This is a genomic window from Streptomyces sp. SolWspMP-5a-2 (genome assembly GCF_900091845.1).
Lineage (GTDB): Bacteria > Actinomycetota > Actinomycetes > Streptomycetales > Streptomycetaceae > Streptomyces > Streptomyces doudnae.
Map to the genome: position 1 here is coordinate 78,108 of NZ_FMCI01000175.1, position 15,920 is coordinate 94,027.

Below are 15,920 nucleotides of genomic sequence, written 5' to 3' on the forward strand. Positions count from 1 at the left end.
CCCGGATGGTCACCGGCCCTTGAGCGTGTCGCGCCCGGCCGCTACTCTGTCCCGCCGCCGTCCCCGGTGAGTTCGCGCGCGTGGGCGGCCATCGACCGCGGGTAGCGCGGCAGATGCGGGGCGAGCGCGCCCAGGACCAGCGCGAGGCCCTCGCGGTCGCGCCCGCAACCGGACAGGCAGAGCGCCAGGACGGCCCGCACCGCGTCGTCCAACTCGTCGGACGGGGCGTCCAGTTCGGGGGTCAACAGGGCGACGCCCGCCTCGGCGCGGCCCAGGTTTCGCAGCGAGCCGGCGAGTTGGATGCGCGTCCGGCGGGCCCGGTAGGGGCTCACCTCGCCGGGCCCGCGGTCCAGGTCCTGTCCGGCGGATCACTGACGGGGCCAGAGTCGGATCGCTGCGGCGGTGACCGTGCCGTGGAAGACGTAGGCCCGGTTTGTCGTAACGCGTCGGGACCGCGCGGGAGAGTTCTTGAGCCGGTTGACGGTCCGTTCGACCTCGTTGCGTCGCCGGTAGCGGTCGCGGTCGAAGCCGACGGGCCTGCCCCCGTCGCTGCCCGTGCGGCGGCTGGACCGCTGGTCCTGCGGTTCCGGAATCGTGTGCCGGATGTCGCGTCTTCGCAGGTAGCGGCGGTTTCGGCGAGAGCTGTTTGCCTTGTCGCCGCTGACGTGGTCCGGCCGGGTCCGGGGCCTTCCGCCCCGTGGCCTCGGAACTCGGATCCGGTCCAAGACCTCGATCATCCGCGGCGCGTCGCCCCACTGTCCCGGCGTGAGCAGGAGGGACATGGGACGGCAGCCGCCTTCGCCGACGAGGTGGATCTTGCAGGTCAGGCTGCCCCGGGACCGTCCGAGTCCCTCATCGTGGTGCCGGGGCGCCGGGGAGCAGACCGCGAGCGGCCCGTTCCCGAAGCGCGGGCCGGGGCCAACCCCGCGGGTACGGGGAGCAGCCACATCCAGGCCTTGGCCGCGGCGACGCCCTCGCGGGTGGGACCAACCCCGCGGGTGCGGGGAGCAGGCCACCACCCACGAGGCGAGACCCGCGCGCAGGGGACCAACCCCGCGGGTGCGGGGAGCAGGCGGTGACTGGGGTTCCGATGGGGTAGCGGTCGGGACCAACCCCGCGGGTGCGGAGAGCAGCACCGACCAGCAAAGGAGCCCCTCATGGGCCTGGGGACCAACCCCGCGGGTGCGGGGAGCAGGACGCCGCGCAGATCCGCACGCTCATCGACGCGGGACCAACCCCGCGGGTGCGGGGAGCAGTCGACGGGGTCTCCGGTGCGCTGCTCGTAGGCGGGACCAACCCCGCGGGTGCGGGAGCAGCCCACTTCTGGCACATCGCCCCCAACGAGCTGGGGACCAACCCCGCGGGTGCGGGGAGCAGGGAACGGCATGGCTAGATGCTCCAGGTGATGAGGGACCAACCCCGCGGGTGCGGGGAGCAGATCGGTTCGTCGCAGTCCGTGGGGTCGTAGCCGGGACCAACCCCGCGGGTGCGGGGAGCAGTCTTCTTGACCAGCGGGTTTGCTGGTGTGGCGGCCCTGTTTCTGCCACTTGCAGAGATTCCGGCAAAAGGGATGTGCATGCCTTTCCTGGGGTTCTGTTCTGTTCGGTTCGTCTTCAGGAGGCGCGCAAAGGTGGCACGCTACAGCAGGGGCCGCTTTCTGTGGCGTGGCATGAGCGGCTTCGGGGAATTGAGCGCGTCGTGTCGTCTGGCGCGTGTATCAATTGGCCATGAATGCACTGCTCCCCGCGCGAGCGGGGATGGTCCCGACTTCGGTATCCACCGGCCTAGCTGGACCGTCTGCTCCCTGCCCTTCGGCATTCCGGCCTCCTGAAACGACCTGCTCCCCGCGCGAGCGGGGATGGTCCCGAGACACGGGTGACCCCGAAGGCCGCGGCGGCCTGCTCCCCGCGCGAGCGGGGATGGTCCCCGGGGGCGGCCCGGGGGGCGGCCGGAGGGGCTGCTGCTCCCCGCGCGAGCGGAGATGGTCCCGCCGACGAGTACGCCCAGCCTCTGTCCGAGGTCTGCTCCCCGCGCGGGCGGGGATGGTCCCGCCCGGGTCACGCTGCGGGTGACCGTCTGGCACTGCTCCCCGCGCGAACGGGTATGGTCCCTTTGACGAGCTGGCCGTGAAGCTCCGCGAGGAGGCCATCCGCCGCTTCTGCTCCCCGCGTGAGCGGGGATGGCCCACAAGGCCGCGGGCCGTGAGGTCGTACGGGCTGTGCGGGTCCTACCGCCCGGTGCCGTCCCGGCGCCCGGTCCGGCCGACGTCGCCTCGGCAGAACTGCCCCCGGCCGCGCCCACCGGTCCGGCGAAGACCAGGGAGACGGCGTGCGACGGCTACCGCCGCGCGCTCGCCGCGCACCAAGAGGCCGCCGCGCTGTCCCTGGTCGCCCAGGGGATCGTGGCAGCGGTAGACGGCAGACCGCCGCGATGCGTGAGCTGTCCCGCAGGGCGTTCCCCGAGACCGACGTCGTCGCCGACGATGCGCTGGCCCCGATCGAGCGGGCCCGCTCCGAGCGCCGCCGCCAGGCCGACGTCTCCCACGCCGCCGCCGTGCACCGGGCCCGGGCGGAACGTGGCGCTGGATACCAGGACGGCAGCCGTGCCACAACACCGTGAGCCGGGGATCACGGCGTGAAAGGCACAGCTGTCATGAAGTCGCTGTCAGGCCGGTCCGCTCACGGAAGACTGGGCTGCCAGGTCATTGGCACCAGGTTGCAGGCCACCAGGTTGTGGCGCGGCGGCTGGACTGGTCAGCTCGGCATAGCCACGCTCCTTGGCATCTCCGAGTGCTGGTACCGGGGCCTGGAGGCGGGGGAGGAGCGCACCTGCAAACCGGCGATGGCCGCCGGGATCGTTCGCATCCTCGACCTGACCGGCGACCAGGCAGAGGTCCTGTGGCGGCACTGCGGCCTGGAGCCGCCCCGCGCGGTCGCCGCCACCCCCGACCCCGTCCTCATGGACATGGTCCGCCAGCAGACCGGCGCCCTCTCCTACCTCTCCGACGAGGTATGGGACGTCGTCACCTGCAACGCCCTCGCGGGGCTGCACTGCCCATTGCTGACCCGCCCCGGCGCCCGCTACCAGATGCGGGACTGGGAACGGGCGTGGGCGGTACCGATGCTCTCCGAGCAGCGGGCCGCCTGGCAGCGCACCCCCGCCACACGATTCCGGAACCGCAGGACCAGCGGTCCAGCCGCCGCACGGGCAGCGACGGGGGCAGGCCCGTCGGCTTCGACCGCGACCGCTACCGGCGACGTAACGAGGTCGAACGGACCGTCAACCGGCTCAAGAACTCCCGCGCGGTCCCGACGCGTTACGACAAAAGGGCCCACGTCTTCCACAGCACGGTCACCGCCGCAGCGATCCGACTCTGGCCCCGTCAGTGATCCGCCGGACAGGACCTAGCCGTGTCTGACCATGCGCGTCGTTGCCCGGAGGGCGGCCTCGCGGGTCAGGTGAGGCGGGAGTGCGTGCAGGGCGCCGCGAGGCAGACGGGAATGGTCAGACACGCCCTAGGTGTGTTGTCCGGACAGGTTGGCGCCGCGGCCGGCGGGGAGTTCGGCGGCGAGCGCCTCGATCCCGGCCCGGAAACGCGCACCGTCCTGCCCGGGGTCGGCGTCCAGGGCGGTCCGGGCGGCGCTCACCCGGTCTTCCCGGTCTCGGTCCACCGGGCCACCCTCACACGCCCGTCCCCGGCCCGCCCCGTATTTTGTGCCGGGGCGGACCGCGCGGCCGTTGAGCGGGGCGGGCCCCGCGGCCGTATCGAAGGGGACGGGCCCCTCGCCGGGGCCGAACGGACCGGAGGAACAGATGAGGCTGACCCGACCGACACTCGCCGCGGCCGCCGCCGCGGCCGTCCTGACGCTGGCGGGCTGCGCGTCCGGTGACGGCGGCGACCGTGCCGCCGAGGTGCCCTCGACCGCCACCGGCAGCCTGGAGAGTCTCGCCGCCGCCGTGAAGTGCGCGCCGGACATCCAGACCGACGCGGACGAGATCCGCCAGGCCATCTGCAAGAACCCGGACGGCAAGTTCGTCCTCGCCACCTTCGCCACCGACCGCGGCCAGCGCGAGTGGATCAACGAGGCGAAGGACTACGGCGGTTTCTACCTGGTGGGCCGCAAGTGGGTGGCGGTCGGCGACGACGGTGTCGTCACGGCGCTGCGCGGCACCCTCGGCGGGGCCGTGGAGATCGGCACCGACCACTCCGAGCACACCAGCTGACGTCCGTGCGCCCGGCCCGGGGAACGGCTCGGGCCCGCGGACGGCACCGACGACGCCGAAGCGGGCGGTGGGATCACTCCCACCGCCCGCTTCCGTCTCACCTGACCGCCGGGATCACCCGGGTGTCAGGTCACTGGCACCGCTGACCCCGGTTGATGCAGTTGGCGATCTTGTTCGCCAGGCCGTTGGTCGTGACGCTGATGAAGTCGTCGTGGTCGGTGGCCGCCTTGTGCAGCTGCTCGGGGAAGCCGTCGACCGCGTACGCGTTCTTCACCACGCCGTTCTGCAGGACCGGCGGGGTGATCTTGTAGACCAGGCGCGCGGTCAGCTGCGGGATGGCCTTGAAGCCGTTGCCGCAGTTGCCCGCCGCGTCCGCGAAGGCGACGTGCGAGCGGTGGTTGGCGCTGTCCGTGTTCTGGCCGTCCCAGCAGCTCTGGAAGGAGAAGAGGCGCACCACGTTGCTGCCCTGCGGGCAGATCGGGTACTGCTCCGTCAGCTGGACCTTGTTCTCGAAGCCGGTGCAGGACCAGTGCGCGTTGGCGTTCGCCAGACCGTTGGTCGTGGTCTTGGCGTCACCGGTGATGATGCGCAGGAACTGCGGCATCGCGACGACCTTGCTGGTCGGGCTGCCGACGTAGGTCAGCTCGGACTTGATCGGCGTGAGGATCTTGCCGACGTTGCCTTCCTTGCCACCGCCGTCCGCGTTCTGGTCGAAGTCCTGCGTACCGTCCTGGACGCGGACGACCGGCCAGTAGTACGACGACAGGTCGCTCTTGTTGGCGCAGCTCGTGCCGCCCTGGAGGAACGTGTCGTTCGTGGAGAAGGCGTTGACCTTCTGGTTGCCGGTGTAGTCGTGCAGGTGGTGCGCACCGTTGGTCACGCCGGGCGCGACGATGACGTTGTCGGTGTTGTGGTTCTTGTTGGTGTTCACACCGCAGCGGGTGGTGAACGTACCCGTCGAACCGCCCCGGTTGGCGCGCGGCTTGGCCGCCACGTTCCGCTGGACCTTGGTGATGTCCACGAAGTCGGCCGCGACCGGGCCGTTGCCCGCCTGGCCGCCGATGTTGCCACCGGCCGCGGGGTCGCTCGGGGCGGCGGTGGCCTGTCCGCCACCGTTCTGCCCGTTGCCGTTCTGGCCGTTCCCGTTCTGGCCGTTGTTGCCCTGGCCGTTGCCGTTCTGCCCGTTGTTGTTGCCCCGACCGCCGTTGCCACGACCGGCGTTGGTCTGGTTCGCGGTCTGGGTGGTGCAGGAGGCGAGCTGGGACAGCTGGCTGTCGAACGTGCCGCCGACCCGCTGGATGTTGATCCTGATCCGGTCGATCGTCGCGGCCCGCTTCTCCTTGAGGGGTCCGACGATCGCGTTCTGGACGAAGCTCGCGTCGTTCGTCTGCGCCTGGCGCGTGGAGGCGAGACGGGCGTAGGCCTCGGTGATCTGCTTGTCGAGGTTCGCCAGTTCCTTGGCCACACCGTTGGTGGCGCCACTCGGCACGCTGGTCAGCTTCTGTCCGACGTCCGGGCAGGAGATCGTGGCCACCGTCGCGGCGGCGGCCTTGGTCTGGTTCTGTCCCGAGTTCGACTCGTGCGCCGAGGCGTAGAAGTTCGCCCAGATCAGCCCGCCCCCACCGAGCGCTAGGGCCGCCGATGCGGCAATGGCCTTGGTGGCCAGCGGCGTACGGCGCTTTCGTGTGTTGCGTCCCATGGAACTCCTCTGACTTCCTTGCGGGCTTGGCGGGGCATCGAGGCGCCCGACAGGAGTGAAGCGGCGCCCTTTCATACGGAGGACGCCTCAGCCGTGTTCAGCCGACCCGCAAAAACATCAGAGGTTTACCGCCGTCGTCCCCCGCAACACCCGTGTGAGCAGCGGAAGTTCAGGAAAATCGCGGTGACGGGCGCAGGCGCGCGGGCCTCACCGGAACGCGCCGATTGTCGTCGTCCGACACCGCAAGCCCCGGTTTGGCGACGATGCGGGAGATGTGGTTCGCGATGAGCCGATCCGTGACGGCGGGGGAGCGGCGGTGCCGTTCATGGTGTCGGCGGGAGGGGCGGTGGGTCCGTCCGGGGCGGCCGGGGTTCTGGCGGGTCACCTCGCCGTGCCGTCCTGGGCCTGCGCGGCGAGCGCCGCCGCCTCCTTCTCCGGGGCGAGCCCGATCCCCGCGCCCCACGGCGGCTCCGCGGAGTCCAGGGAGCGCAGCCAGGCCCAGGTGTCGGCGACGGTCTCCGTCACGGGGCGGCAGACCAGCCCGGCCGCGACCGCGCGCGAGACGTCCGCCGAGTGCAGCGCGTCGTGCTCCGCGCTGCCCGGCGCCACCCACACCGGCAGCTCCGTCCAGGGCGAGATCCCGGCGTCCAGCACGGCCCGCGGCGGGGTCCAGACGAACTCGGGCCGCGCGCCCGTCACCGCCGCGCAGGCGTCGAGCAGCCCGCCCATGGTGGTGTGCCCCGGCTCGCTGATCAGGTTGTACGGCCCGCTCGTCCCGCGCTCCAGCGCGTCAAGGGTCCACCCGGCGAGGTCGCGCGCGTCCACGTACTGGAGCGGCAGCGCGCGCGGGCCCGGCGCGAGCAGCGGGCCGCCGCGCGCGACCCGGGTCAGCCACCAGGGCAGCCTGCCGACGTTCTCGTGCGGGCCGAGGATCAGCCCGGCCCGCACCAGCAGCGAACGGTCCGCGCCGAAGGCGTCCAGCACGGCCAGCTCACCGCCCCGCTTGTCCCGCGCGTAGTCGGTGGCGTCGGCGTCCGCGCTCGCGCCCCCGACGAGGGGCGCGTCCTCCGTGTACCCGGCGGGCGGCGACCAGGCGTACACCGAGCAGCTGGACACGTACGCGTACCGTCCGGCCCGCCCGCGCAGGGACCTGGCCGCGTCCCGCACCACCCGCGGGGCGCCCTTCCAGGTGTCGACGACGGCGTCCCAGGGGCCGCCCGCGTCGAGGGAGCCGAGGCCGCCGGGGGCGGTGCGGTCACCGCGCAGGGTCCGCGCCCCGGCCGGGGCGGGCCGCCGTCCCCGGTTGAGGACGGTCACCTCCCAGCCGCGCCCCACGGCGCCCGCCACGAGGGCCCGTCCCACGAACTCCGTCCCGCCCAGCACCAGAAGCCTCATGGGGAGGACTCTGCCCGCCGGGAGCCGGACGGGGAACGGGGATCTGCCGACGGCAGACCCCCGGGGTACCTCCCGGCACCGGCGGACCGGCCCGGGGCGGGCGTCAACGCCCCGTCGGCGGCGTGTACTTGTAGCCGACCCGGCGGACCGTCTGGATGGTGCGGCGGTGCTCGGCGCCCAGCTTGCGGCGCAGCCGGGCGATGTGGACGTCGACCGTGCGGCCGTCGCCGACGTGCCCGTAGCCCCACACCGTGGTCACCAACTGGTCGCGGGTGTGCACCCGGTGCGGGTGCTCGACCAGGTGGGCGAGCAGCTCGAACTCCAGGTAGGTGAGGTCGAGGGGGCGTCCGTCGACCGAGACGGTGCGCCGGACGGTGTCGATGCGCACCAGCGGGTCGCCGGTCCCGGCGGCGTCGGCGGGCTCGGTGGCGTCGGCGGGCTCGGTGGCGGCGGGCTCGACCACCGCGACCGGCGGGAACGGCGGCCGCTGGTCGGCGGGGACCAGGACCAGGTAGCCGATCATCGGCGGCTGGCCGGGCAGCGTCGGCAGGGTGTGCTGCGGCGCGGGCAGCCAGGTGGCGCCCGGCGGCAGGAAGTCCGTCACGTCGACGGTCTCGTCACGGTCGACGGCGCGCAGCCGGTGCCGGGCGGCGGTCGCCGGGGAGACGGGGGAGGGGGCGGCGGAGGAGAGAGAACGAGTGGTCGCCATGAGACGTCAGCTCTTTCGCGCGAGGAGTTCGTCGGGAGGTTCGACGCCCCGAGTTCGTGGTCGGGGTCCGTCGAGGGACGTACGTCGTGTCGCGTCGGCCGAAGACCGGGGTTACGGCGTCAGAGGGCCGGCGCGTTCGTCGCGCGGCAACACACCCGGTCGAAGTCGTGGTGCTGACGGGAAGGCCAGAACGGCTCCAGGTCATGGCGACCCGTCGCACCGCACTGCTGGAAGCTGGCCATGAGCCCATTGAAGCAGACGGCGGCCCGGGACAGGACCCTCCTCTCACGGGTTGGACGCCTTCTCGGCGCGAACCGGCCGCCGTCCCGCCCGGGGACGACGCGCAGGGGCGCCCGCCGTCGTGGCGGACGCCCCTGCGGTGGACCGGGACGGATCAGACCTGCCCGGCCTTCTCCAGCGCCGTGCAGCAGGTGTCCACGATGAGCCGGGTCACCAGGTACGGGTCGACGTTGGCGTTGGGACGGCGGTCCTCGATGTACCCCTTGCCGTCCTTCTCGACCTGCCACGGGATGCGGACCGAGGCACCGCGGTCGGAGACGCCGTAGGAGTACTCGTTCCACGGGGCCGTCTCGTGCAGGCCGGTCAGGCGGTCGTCGATGCCCGCGCCGTAGTTCTTGACGTGGTCGAGCGGCTTGGAGCCCTCGCCGAGCGACTCGCACGCGGTGATGATCGCGTCGTAGCCCTCGCGCATCGCCTTGGTGGAGAAGTTGGTGTGCGCGCCCGCGCCGTTCCAGTCGCCCTTCACCGGCTTGGGGTCGAGCGTCGCGGAGACGCCGAAGTCCTCGGCGGTGCGGTAAAGCAGCCAGCGGGCCACCCACAGGTGGTCGGAGACCTCCAGCGGGGAGACGGGGCCGACCTGGAACTCCCACTGGCCCGGCATGACCTCGGCGTTGATGCCGGAGATCGCCAGGCCCGCCTTGAGGCAGTTGTCCAGGTGCGCCTCGACGACGTCGCGGCCGAAGATCTCGTCGGCGCCGACACCGCAGTAGTAGCCGCCCTGCGGGGCCGGGAAGCCGCCCTTGGGGAAGCCGAGCGGGTAGCCGTCCTGGAAGAACGTGTACTCCTGCTCGATGCCGAAGACCGGCTCCTGCGCGGCGAACCGCTGCGCCACCTCGGCCAGCGCGGCACGGGTGTTGGAGACGTGCGGCGTGAAGTCGGTGTTCTGCACCTCGCACAGGACCAGGACGTCGTCGCCGCCGCGGATCGGGTCGGGGCAGGTGAAGACCGGCTGGAGCACGCGGTCCGAGGCGTGGCCCTCGGCCTGGTTGGTCGAGGAGCCGTCGAAGCCCCAGATCGGCAGGTCGGCGCCCTTGGCTGAGTCGTCAAGAATCTTCGTCTTGGAACGGAGCTTGGCCGTCGGCTCGGTGCCGTCGATCCAGATGTACTCAGCCTTGAAGCTCACGGGGCCACATCCTTCGGGGTGTCTCTGGGCGCGGTCGCGGATGACGCGGCGCTGCGGCGCCCTGGGCGCCGCGTTCGATGCCGGGCAGCCTGTCAACAGGCGATTTCCCGGCCATTGCCCGAAGATGAACCCCGTGTTACCCGGTGGCGATGTGGCCCGATTCACGCGGTGCGGCCCCGTACGCACGGATCCCGCCGTTCCTGGCCGGGAACGGCGGGATCCATGGCTCACCGGTCGACTGCGTCCCGGGACCTCACCCCACCTTCTCGATCAGGGCCCGGCGGATCAGGAACTTGCCGGGCTCCCGCACCTGCTCGAAGGCCGCGTCGTTCAGCAGCGCGCAACTCCCGGAGACCGACGTGACCTTCACCGTCGTGGACTTGTTGTTGTCCAGGTTGGTGACCTTCAGCGTCGTCCCGGCCGGGAACTGGTTGCTGGACGCGGCGGGCGCGCCGCCCTCCCCGGAGAGGGTGACGGTCGAGCCCACGCACACCTGCTGCGCGGAACCGGCGGGCGCGTCCGGCGCGGCGGGCGCGGACTGCGCCGGGGGCTGCGCGGTCTGCTGACCGCCCTGCGACCCCTGGTCCTGCGGGGCGGGCTGGGACGGCTGCGCGGGCTGGGAGTCCTGAGCCGACTCCCCAACTGCGCAACCGGACGCCTGCTGCTGGACCTTGATCTGCGCGATCACCGCTTCCCGGTTCGCGATCCGGGCCTCGGACTGCGCGTCGGGCGCGGCCCGCTGCCCGTCGATGAACGACTGGTTGTTGCCGAGGGCGGTGGCGAGGCCCTGGCAGACGACGGAGTCCGCGGCGGACAGCGTCCGCGGGCTCTGCGAGGCGTTCGAGGTGCTCGCCATGGCGAAGGCGCCGCCTCCGGCGACCGCGGCCGCGCCCACGAGCAGGGCGACCGTCTTCTTCGTGCCGAGCGTTCTCCTGCGCGACATGCGCGCCTCCTCAAGGGATCGGGGAGCGTACGTCGCTAGGTACGGGATACCGAACGGAGTTGCTCAGCCGACCCACAGGGAGCTGAAGTGGCTTATGTCACAGGAGAGTTGCGGCCGGATGACGGACGGGCGGTACGCGGTGCGCGGCCCCCCCCGTGCCCCCCGTGCCCCCCCGTGCCGCCGCGCGTCGCCGCGGGAGCGGGCACCGACCGGTCGGGACGGGGGAGGACGCCGACCGGTCGGCGGTCGGTCACTCCGGGTGGGCCAGAGCCGCCTTCTGGAGCTGCACCGCGGCCAGCAGGGTCAGCCGCGGCTCCGCCTGGCGCAGCGCGCGCACCGCCCTGACGGAGTCGATCTCGCCGTCGTACCCGGCCTCGGCCAGCCGCGCCCGCACCCAGTCGGCGCGCACCCGGTCGTCGCTGACGCCCGCCGCGGCCTCGGCGAGGGCGACGGCGCGTTCGAGCCCCGCCCGCTCCTCGGGCGCCGCGCCGTCCAGCGCGGCGCGCAGGGCCGCGGCGATCGGTCCGGCCTCCCGGATCACCAGCACGACGTCCGACTTCTCGCTCGGTCTCAGGATGCTCATCACACCCGCCATGGTCGCCCGGTCGGCGGGCGCTCGGCAGATGATTTGAGCGACTTCAGAGGTTCGTGGTCCGGTGCGGGACGCCGCCGCCCGGCGACGCCCCCGACTCCACCGCACGACGGCACGCGAATCGTGGGTGTTCGATTTATCGGCGCGTCTCCTGGGGTGCGTCTTGCTGCTGGGAAATGCCTGCAACTCCCGCCCTCACCAGGCGATTTACCCCCTCTGTGGACCCCCCGATTGTCAGTGGCGGGCAGTAGAATGGAGGAAGTGTTCGAGACGATCGCCGGGTGCGTCGAAGCCGATCCGGCCGCCGTGCCCGGCCCGCACCCTGACCGCAACAGGAGGACGCCCGTGCCCGCAGCCGCGCTGACACCGAAGCCGTCGCCCACCCAGTCCACCGTCCGGCACCCGCTGCCGCTCGACCTGCCGTACGCCCCCGTGCCGAAGCGGCCGCTGCCCGCCGGACGGCCGCGCGAGTGGTACCTCGACCACAACCGCCGCCTGAAGGCGATGCGGCTCGCCATCGCCCTGCTCGACCTGGGCGTCTACCTGCCCGTCCAGGCCCGTGACGAGACGATCCGCGGCGCCGCCGAACTGATCGGCGTACGCCCGCCGTCGGTCACCACGTGCCACATGGTGCGGGCCCTGATGCGCTACTCCCGCTGACCCACGCCCTTCCGCGCCCCGCCGTCCCCGCCACCGGCTCACCCGGACGGCGGGCCCGGCGTGCGCCCGCCGTCCCCGCGGCCTTGACTGCGGACAGGAGGCGCGCGGCGGGAGGTCCGATGGGACGGCGACGGAGACGAGGTGTCCTGGGCGGACGGCGGTGGCGGGCGTGAGCACGCCCGCCGGACGCGCCGAGCGCGGCAGGGCCGCCCGCAAACGGGTCCGCCGCTCCGCGCACGCCGACTGGCTCGCCCCCGTCGGCCGCCGCGACCCCGTCGCCGTCCTCGAACGCCAGGGGCGGGACAGGCTCGGCGAGTTGCTGCCCATCCGGTACGGGCGGATGGCGGTGTCGCCGTTCGCGTTCCTGCGCGGCGCCGCCGCCGTGATGGCCGCCGACCTCGCGTCCCGCCCGCACACCGGACTCACCGTCCAGCTCTGCGGCGACGCCCACCTGCTCAACTTCGGCCTCTACGCCTCACCGGAACGCACCCTCCTCTTCGACCTCAACGACTTCGACGAGACCTTCCCCGGCCCCTTCGAGTGGGACGTCGCCCGGCTCGCCGCCTCCGTGGCCGTCGCCGCACGGGAGAACGGGCACCCCGAGGCCAAGGTCCGCCGGACGGTCGTCGCCACCGTCGCCGCCTACCGCACCGGCATGCGCCACCTGGCGGGCCTCGGCGAGCTCGCCGTCTGGTACGAGCGCGTCGACGCCGGGAGCCTGCCCGCGCTGGCCCGCTCCGCGCGCCGCCGCCGCGAGGTCGCCGCCAGCCTCACCCGGGCCCGTCGCCGCACCAGCATCCAGGCGCTGGGCAAGCTCACCGAGACCGTCGACGGGCGCCGCCGCATCATCCGCGACCCGCCGCTCCTGCAACCCGCGGGCATCTCCGACATGGCCGCGCTGCGCAAGATCTTCAGCGACTACCGGTCCACCCTCGCCGAGGAGCGCCGCCTGCTCCTGGACCGCTACCGGTTCGTCGACGCGGCCCGCAAGGTCGTCGGCGTCGGCAGCGTCGGCACCCGCTGCTTCATCGTCCTCCTGGCCGGACGGGACGGCGACGACCCGCTCTTCCTCCAGATCAAGGAGGCCGGCCGGTCCGTCCTGGAGGAACACCTGCCGTCCGGCCCCTACGTGCACCCGGGCCGCCGGGTGGTGGCCGGGCAGCGGCTGCTCCAGGCGGCGGGCGACATCTTCCTCGGCTGGACGACGGGACCCCAGGGCCGGTCGTTCTACTGGCGCCAGCTGCGCGACATGAAGGGCTCCGCCGAGGTCGCCGGGATGAGCCCGCCCGACCTGCTGGGGTACGCGCGGCTGTGCGGGACGGTCCTGGCGCGGGCCCACGCCCGCTCGGGCGACCGCATCGCGATCGCCGCGTACCTGGGCGGCTCCGACACCTTCGACCAGGCCGTCGCCGACTTCGCGCTCCGGTACGCCGACCAGACCGCCGCCGACCACGCGGCGCTCGGCGCGGCCGTCACCGCGGGCGTGCTCCCGGCGTCCCCGGACGGCTGAACGCCGGACGGGTCCGGGTGGGGCGCCCCCGGGCGGCTGTACGCCGGACGGGTCCGGGCGCCCCCGGGCGGCTGAACGCCGGACGGGTCCGGGCGTCCCCGGGCGGCCGAACGCCGGACGGGTGCAGGGGGCCGCGCCGGTGCAGAGGGCGGGCCGGTTCGGAGGCCGCGCCGGTTCGGAGGGCGGGCGGGATCGAAGGCCGGGCCGGTTCGGAGGGCGGGCGGGTTCAGAGGCCGGGCGGGTTCGGAGGGCGGGCGGATTCAGAGGCCGGGCGCGCCCCACACCGGGAACCACCGGCTGAGGTCCTGCTCCATCCGCAGGTCCTCCCCGAGCGCGGCCTTCACCCGCAGCTCCAGCGCGTTGTCCCGGCGCTGTCCGCCCCCGGGCAGCGGCGCGAACGGGTAGAAGGTGCCGCGCTTGTACAGGTAGACCAGCGCCATCGACCGGCCCGCCCGGTCCTGGAACCCGGCCAGCGAGCACAGGAGCTGTGGTCCGAAACCGTTGACCTCCATCGAGCTGTTCACCGCGTGCAGGTCGTTGACCAGCATCGGGAGCTGCTCGGGGGAGCGGTGGGAGACCAGCCAGGAGTACCCGTACTCGTCCTGGCGCAGCTCCACCGGCGGCCCGTCGCGCTCCGCGTCCGCGTCGAGCAGGGCCTGGACCTCGCGGTGGGTCTGCTCGAAGGCCGAGCCCTCGACCGTCGCGAAGCAGACCGCGCCGTCCCCGGTGGGCGTGAAACCGGCCGCGGCCTCCAGGGTCACGGCCGCCGACGGCAGCGCGAAGAGCTGGTCGAGATCCGGCAGGGCCGGTTTCGTCCGGCCCAGCAGAATGTCCAGGAACCCCATGCTCACGCCTTTCCGGGGGTCGCCGCCTCACCCAGCTCGGCGGAGATCCGCCCGAGCTGGTCGAGCCGCTGCTCCAGGGGCGGGTGGGTCGAGAACAGCCGCGCCATGCCGGGCTCCTTGCCCAGCGCGGGGGTGAAGTAGAAGGCGTTGAAGGCCTGGGCGGTGCGCAGGTCCTTGCTGGGGATGCGGGCGATGTCGCCGCTGACCTTGGTGAGCGCCGACGCCAGCGCCGAGGGCCGTCCGGTGAGGAGGGCGGCGGACCGGTCGGCGGCCAGCTCCCGGTACCGGGACAGGGCCCTGATCAGCAGGAAGCTGAGCGCGTAGACGGCGGCGGAGACCCCGAGCACGGCGGCGAAGACGGCCAGCGTGTTCTGGTCCTTGCGGCCGCGGAACATCGACGAGTAGAACGCGAACCGCACCATCAGCCCCGCGATCACGCCGAGGAACGAGGCGACGGTGATCACGGCGACGTCCTTGTGCGCCACGTGCGACAGCTCGTGCGCGAGCACCCCCTCCAGCTCGGAGGAGTCGAGACGGCGCAGCAGCCCGCTGGTCACGCAGATCACGGCGTTGTTCGGGTTGCGCCCGGTGGCGAACGCGTTCGGCATGTCCATCTGGGAGACGGCGACGACCGGCTTCGGCATGTCCGCGACGGCGCACAGCCGGTCGATGACGCCGTGCAGCTCGGGGTACTCCTCGCGCTCCACGACCCGCCCGTGCATGGCGAACAGCGCGATCCGGTCGGAGAACCAGTACTGGCAGCCCAGCAGGACCGCCGCGATCACGACGACCAGGACCCAGGACTTCAGCAACACGATCAGCGCGGCCATGAACGCCACGTACAGGAGCCCGAGCAGGAACAGGGTGACCCCCATCCGCACCGTCAGGCGCCGATCGCTCCGGAAGCGGCTCTGCATCTCGATCACCCCGCAGTCAGGCACTCGTCCCACCGTCCAGTGTGCACCCGGCCACGCCCATGAAGTGGTTGCGATCAGCCCTAGGAGCTGCAAAAGGTGCCTGTGGATCGCCGCAGCTCAGACCGGTTCCGCAACCGCCCGCCCGCTTCGTGGCGAGCCCGTCCCGCACCCCGCGGCCGGCATCCCTCGGGCCCGCCTAGTACGGCGCCCGGAACCGCGCCCACCCCAGCGCGACGACGATCACGGCGACGGTCCCGAGGACGATCACCGTGGACAGCCACGACGACCGGCGCGGGCCCACCGGATCGGGCCCCGCCCGGAAGGGCTGCGGCCCGGGAGGGTTCTCCTTCCACCGCGCGGCCAGCATCCGGGCCCGCGCCGAGGGCTCCTTGTACGCGGCCCCGTCGGCCCACCGCAGATCGAACTCCCGCTCCTCGCCGTCCTGCCCACTCATCCCGCGCCCCCGTCTCCCCGGCCGACCGTCCGAACAGAACGACGATACGGCGCCGCCCCCACCCCGAGAAAAGGGGAACGGAGGCGTCCGGACCCCGCGGGGGTGCCTGCTGGGCCGCCGCGTGCCGGGCGCGCAGACGCCGAGGGCCGCCACCCCGGGTCAGGGGTAGCGGCCCTCGTGCGCGCCGTCGGCCGTCGGGCCGGGGGGACCGGGCGAGCGGCCCGGCCCGGTGGGATCACACGTCGAAGAAGTGATGTTGCGGCGCCGCTGCCTTGGAGCCCTGTTCGCAGGGTCGCTCTGACCAGCCGGAACGTCGTCGTTGTCTGTCGTTGTTGGTCGCCGCCGGCCACCCTCGGACGGCCCAGTGACGGCCCAGCCCAGGCGCCCGGCAGATTTACCAGCGGGCTCATTTCGCCCCCAATGACCTGCGCTCTTCCGTATCCTGGCTGCTGCCGGGGGACACCTGGGGGAGTCAGCATGATCAGAGTCGCGGCGCAAGATCGGCACCGGGCGCGGCGTTGAGATAGGCGTCACAGCAGAGCGGTGCGG

14 protein-coding genes, 3 pseudogenes and 1 CRISPR repeat array are annotated in these 15,920 nt (G+C 72.9%); of the genes and pseudogenes, 5 read left to right on the forward strand and 12 right to left on the reverse strand.

The window, feature by feature from the left end:
* Window positions 1-41 precede the first annotated feature (41 nt).
* Window positions 42-353, reverse strand: a pseudogene (locus tag GA0115242_RS18240) (tetratricopeptide repeat protein); the annotation flags it as partial.
* Between the two features lie 15 nt (window positions 354-368).
* A pseudogene (locus GA0115242_RS18245) lies at window positions 369-878 on the reverse strand (transposase); the annotation flags it as partial.
* 36 nt (window positions 879-914) lie between these two features.
* A CRISPR array of direct repeats spans window positions 915-1,499; the repeat unit is 29 nt; unit sequence GGGACCAACCCCGCGGGTGCGGGGAGCAG.
* A gap of 931 nt (window positions 1,500-2,430) precedes the next feature.
* Here GA0115242_RS18245 and GA0115242_RS41675 point away from each other — a divergent pair.
* Complete coding sequence (locus tag GA0115242_RS41675; RefSeq protein ID WP_237549144.1) at window positions 2,431-2,619, forward strand: hypothetical protein; 189 nt, start codon at window positions 2,431-2,433, stop codon at window positions 2,617-2,619.
* Window positions 2,620-3,158: 539 nt separating this feature from the next.
* Window positions 3,159-3,389: pseudogene (locus GA0115242_RS18260) on the forward strand (IS5/IS1182 family transposase); the annotation flags it as partial.
* A 126-nt stretch (window positions 3,390-3,515) separates the two neighbouring features.
* Here the strand turns inward: GA0115242_RS18260 and GA0115242_RS41680 are convergent.
* On the reverse strand, window positions 3,516-3,647 hold the full coding sequence (locus GA0115242_RS41680; protein ID WP_256089467.1) for a hypothetical protein: 132 nt from the start codon (window positions 3,645-3,647) through the stop codon (window positions 3,516-3,518).
* A 166-nt stretch (window positions 3,648-3,813) separates the two neighbouring features.
* On the opposite strand from GA0115242_RS41680, the gene GA0115242_RS18265 reads away from it, so the two are divergent.
* The gene (locus tag GA0115242_RS18265; RefSeq protein WP_093829747.1) at window positions 3,814-4,224 is read left to right on the forward strand and encodes a hypothetical protein; all 411 of its coding nucleotides are present in this window, start codon (window positions 3,814-3,816) and stop codon (window positions 4,222-4,224) included.
* 130 nt (window positions 4,225-4,354) lie between these two features.
* On the opposite strand, the gene GA0115242_RS18270 is transcribed toward GA0115242_RS18265, so the two are convergent.
* From GA0115242_RS18270 to GA0115242_RS18300, 6 genes are all read right to left on the reverse strand, one after another.
* Window positions 4,355-5,923, reverse strand: a complete 1,569-nt coding sequence (locus GA0115242_RS18270; RefSeq protein ID WP_093829749.1) for a DUF1996 domain-containing protein — start codon at window positions 5,921-5,923, stop codon at window positions 4,355-4,357.
* 381 nt (window positions 5,924-6,304) lie between these two features.
* Window positions 6,305-7,318, reverse strand: coding sequence for an NAD-dependent epimerase/dehydratase family protein (locus GA0115242_RS18275; protein WP_093829751.1), 1,014 nt, complete (start codon window positions 7,316-7,318; stop codon window positions 6,305-6,307).
* A gap of 103 nt (window positions 7,319-7,421) precedes the next feature.
* Window positions 7,422-8,027 (reverse strand): winged helix-turn-helix domain-containing protein, encoded by a 606-nt coding sequence (locus GA0115242_RS18280; RefSeq protein ID WP_093829753.1) that lies wholly within the window; start codon window positions 8,025-8,027, stop codon window positions 7,422-7,424.
* 394 nt (window positions 8,028-8,421) lie between these two features.
* Complete coding sequence (gene glnII / locus GA0115242_RS18290) at window positions 8,422-9,450, reverse strand: glutamine synthetase (RefSeq protein WP_093829757.1); 1,029 nt, start codon at window positions 9,448-9,450, stop codon at window positions 8,422-8,424.
* A 253-nt stretch (window positions 9,451-9,703) separates the two neighbouring features.
* Entirely contained in the window at window positions 9,704-10,393 is a 690-nt protein-coding gene (locus GA0115242_RS18295; protein WP_093829759.1) for a hypothetical protein, read from the reverse strand.
* Window positions 10,394-10,643: 250 nt separating this feature from the next.
* Window positions 10,644-10,976, reverse strand: coding sequence for a hypothetical protein (locus GA0115242_RS18300; protein WP_093829825.1), 333 nt, complete (start codon window positions 10,974-10,976; stop codon window positions 10,644-10,646).
* Between the two features lie 354 nt (window positions 10,977-11,330).
* Here GA0115242_RS18300 and GA0115242_RS18305 point away from each other — a divergent pair, with 354 nt between their 5' ends.
* Window positions 11,331-11,645, forward strand: a complete 315-nt coding sequence (locus GA0115242_RS18305) for a hypothetical protein (protein WP_093829827.1) — start codon at window positions 11,331-11,333, stop codon at window positions 11,643-11,645.
* 169 nt (window positions 11,646-11,814) lie between these two features.
* Window positions 11,815-13,155, forward strand: a complete 1,341-nt coding sequence (locus GA0115242_RS18310; protein WP_093829829.1) for a DUF2252 domain-containing protein — start codon at window positions 11,815-11,817, stop codon at window positions 13,153-13,155.
* Window positions 13,156-13,415: 260 nt separating this feature from the next.
* Here the strand turns inward: GA0115242_RS18310 and GA0115242_RS18315 are convergent, their stop codons facing one another.
* The 3 genes from GA0115242_RS18315 to GA0115242_RS18325 form a co-directional block, all read right to left on the reverse strand.
* Entirely contained in the window at window positions 13,416-14,000 is a 585-nt protein-coding gene (locus GA0115242_RS18315) for a PspA-associated protein PspAB (RefSeq protein WP_093829761.1), read from the reverse strand.
* A gap of 2 nt (window positions 14,001-14,002) precedes the next feature.
* Window positions 14,003-14,917 carry a zinc metalloprotease HtpX gene (gene htpX, locus GA0115242_RS18320; RefSeq protein ID WP_093829831.1) on the reverse strand — a complete coding sequence of 305 codons (915 nt, stop codon included), beginning with the start codon at window positions 14,915-14,917 and terminating at the stop codon, window positions 14,003-14,005.
* Window positions 14,918-15,113: 196 nt separating this feature from the next.
* The gene (locus tag GA0115242_RS18325; RefSeq protein WP_093829763.1) at window positions 15,114-15,371 is read right to left on the reverse strand and encodes an SCO2583/SCO2584 N-terminal domain-containing protein; all 258 of its coding nucleotides are present in this window, start codon (window positions 15,369-15,371) and stop codon (window positions 15,114-15,116) included.
* Between the last annotated feature and the right edge of the window lie 549 nt (window positions 15,372-15,920).

What these genes read in the sequence shown, in the direction of transcription:
- GA0115242_RS41675 (WP_237549144.1), top strand. Translation starts at nt 2,431, where the DNA reads ATGCGTGAGCTGTCCCGCAGGGCGTTCCCCGAGACCGACGTCGTCGCC.
- GA0115242_RS18265 (WP_093829747.1), top strand. Translation starts at nt 3,814, where the DNA reads ATGAGGCTGACCCGACCGACACTCGCCGCGGCCGCCGCCGCGGCCGTC.
- GA0115242_RS18270 (WP_093829749.1), bottom strand. Translation starts at nt 5,923, where the DNA reads ATGGGACGCAACACACGAAAGCGCCGTACGCCGCTGGCCACCAAGGCC.
- GA0115242_RS18275 (WP_093829751.1), bottom strand. Translation starts at nt 7,318, where the DNA reads ATGAGGCTTCTGGTGCTGGGCGGGACGGAGTTCGTGGGACGGGCCCTC.
- GA0115242_RS18280 (WP_093829753.1), bottom strand. Translation starts at nt 8,027, where the DNA reads ATGGCGACCACTCGTTCTCTCTCCTCCGCCGCCCCCTCCCCCGTCTCC.
- GA0115242_RS18295 (WP_093829759.1), bottom strand. Translation starts at nt 10,393, where the DNA reads ATGTCGCGCAGGAGAACGCTCGGCACGAAGAAGACGGTCGCCCTGCTC.
- GA0115242_RS18300 (WP_093829825.1), bottom strand. Translation starts at nt 10,976, where the DNA reads ATGAGCATCCTGAGACCGAGCGAGAAGTCGGACGTCGTGCTGGTGATC.
- GA0115242_RS18315 (WP_093829761.1), bottom strand. Translation starts at nt 14,000, where the DNA reads ATGGGGTTCCTGGACATTCTGCTGGGCCGGACGAAACCGGCCCTGCCG.
- htpX (WP_093829831.1), bottom strand. Translation starts at nt 14,917, where the DNA reads ATGCAGAGCCGCTTCCGGAGCGATCGGCGCCTGACGGTGCGGATGGGG.
- GA0115242_RS18325 (WP_093829763.1), bottom strand. Translation starts at nt 15,371, where the DNA reads ATGAGTGGGCAGGACGGCGAGGAGCGGGAGTTCGATCTGCGGTGGGCC.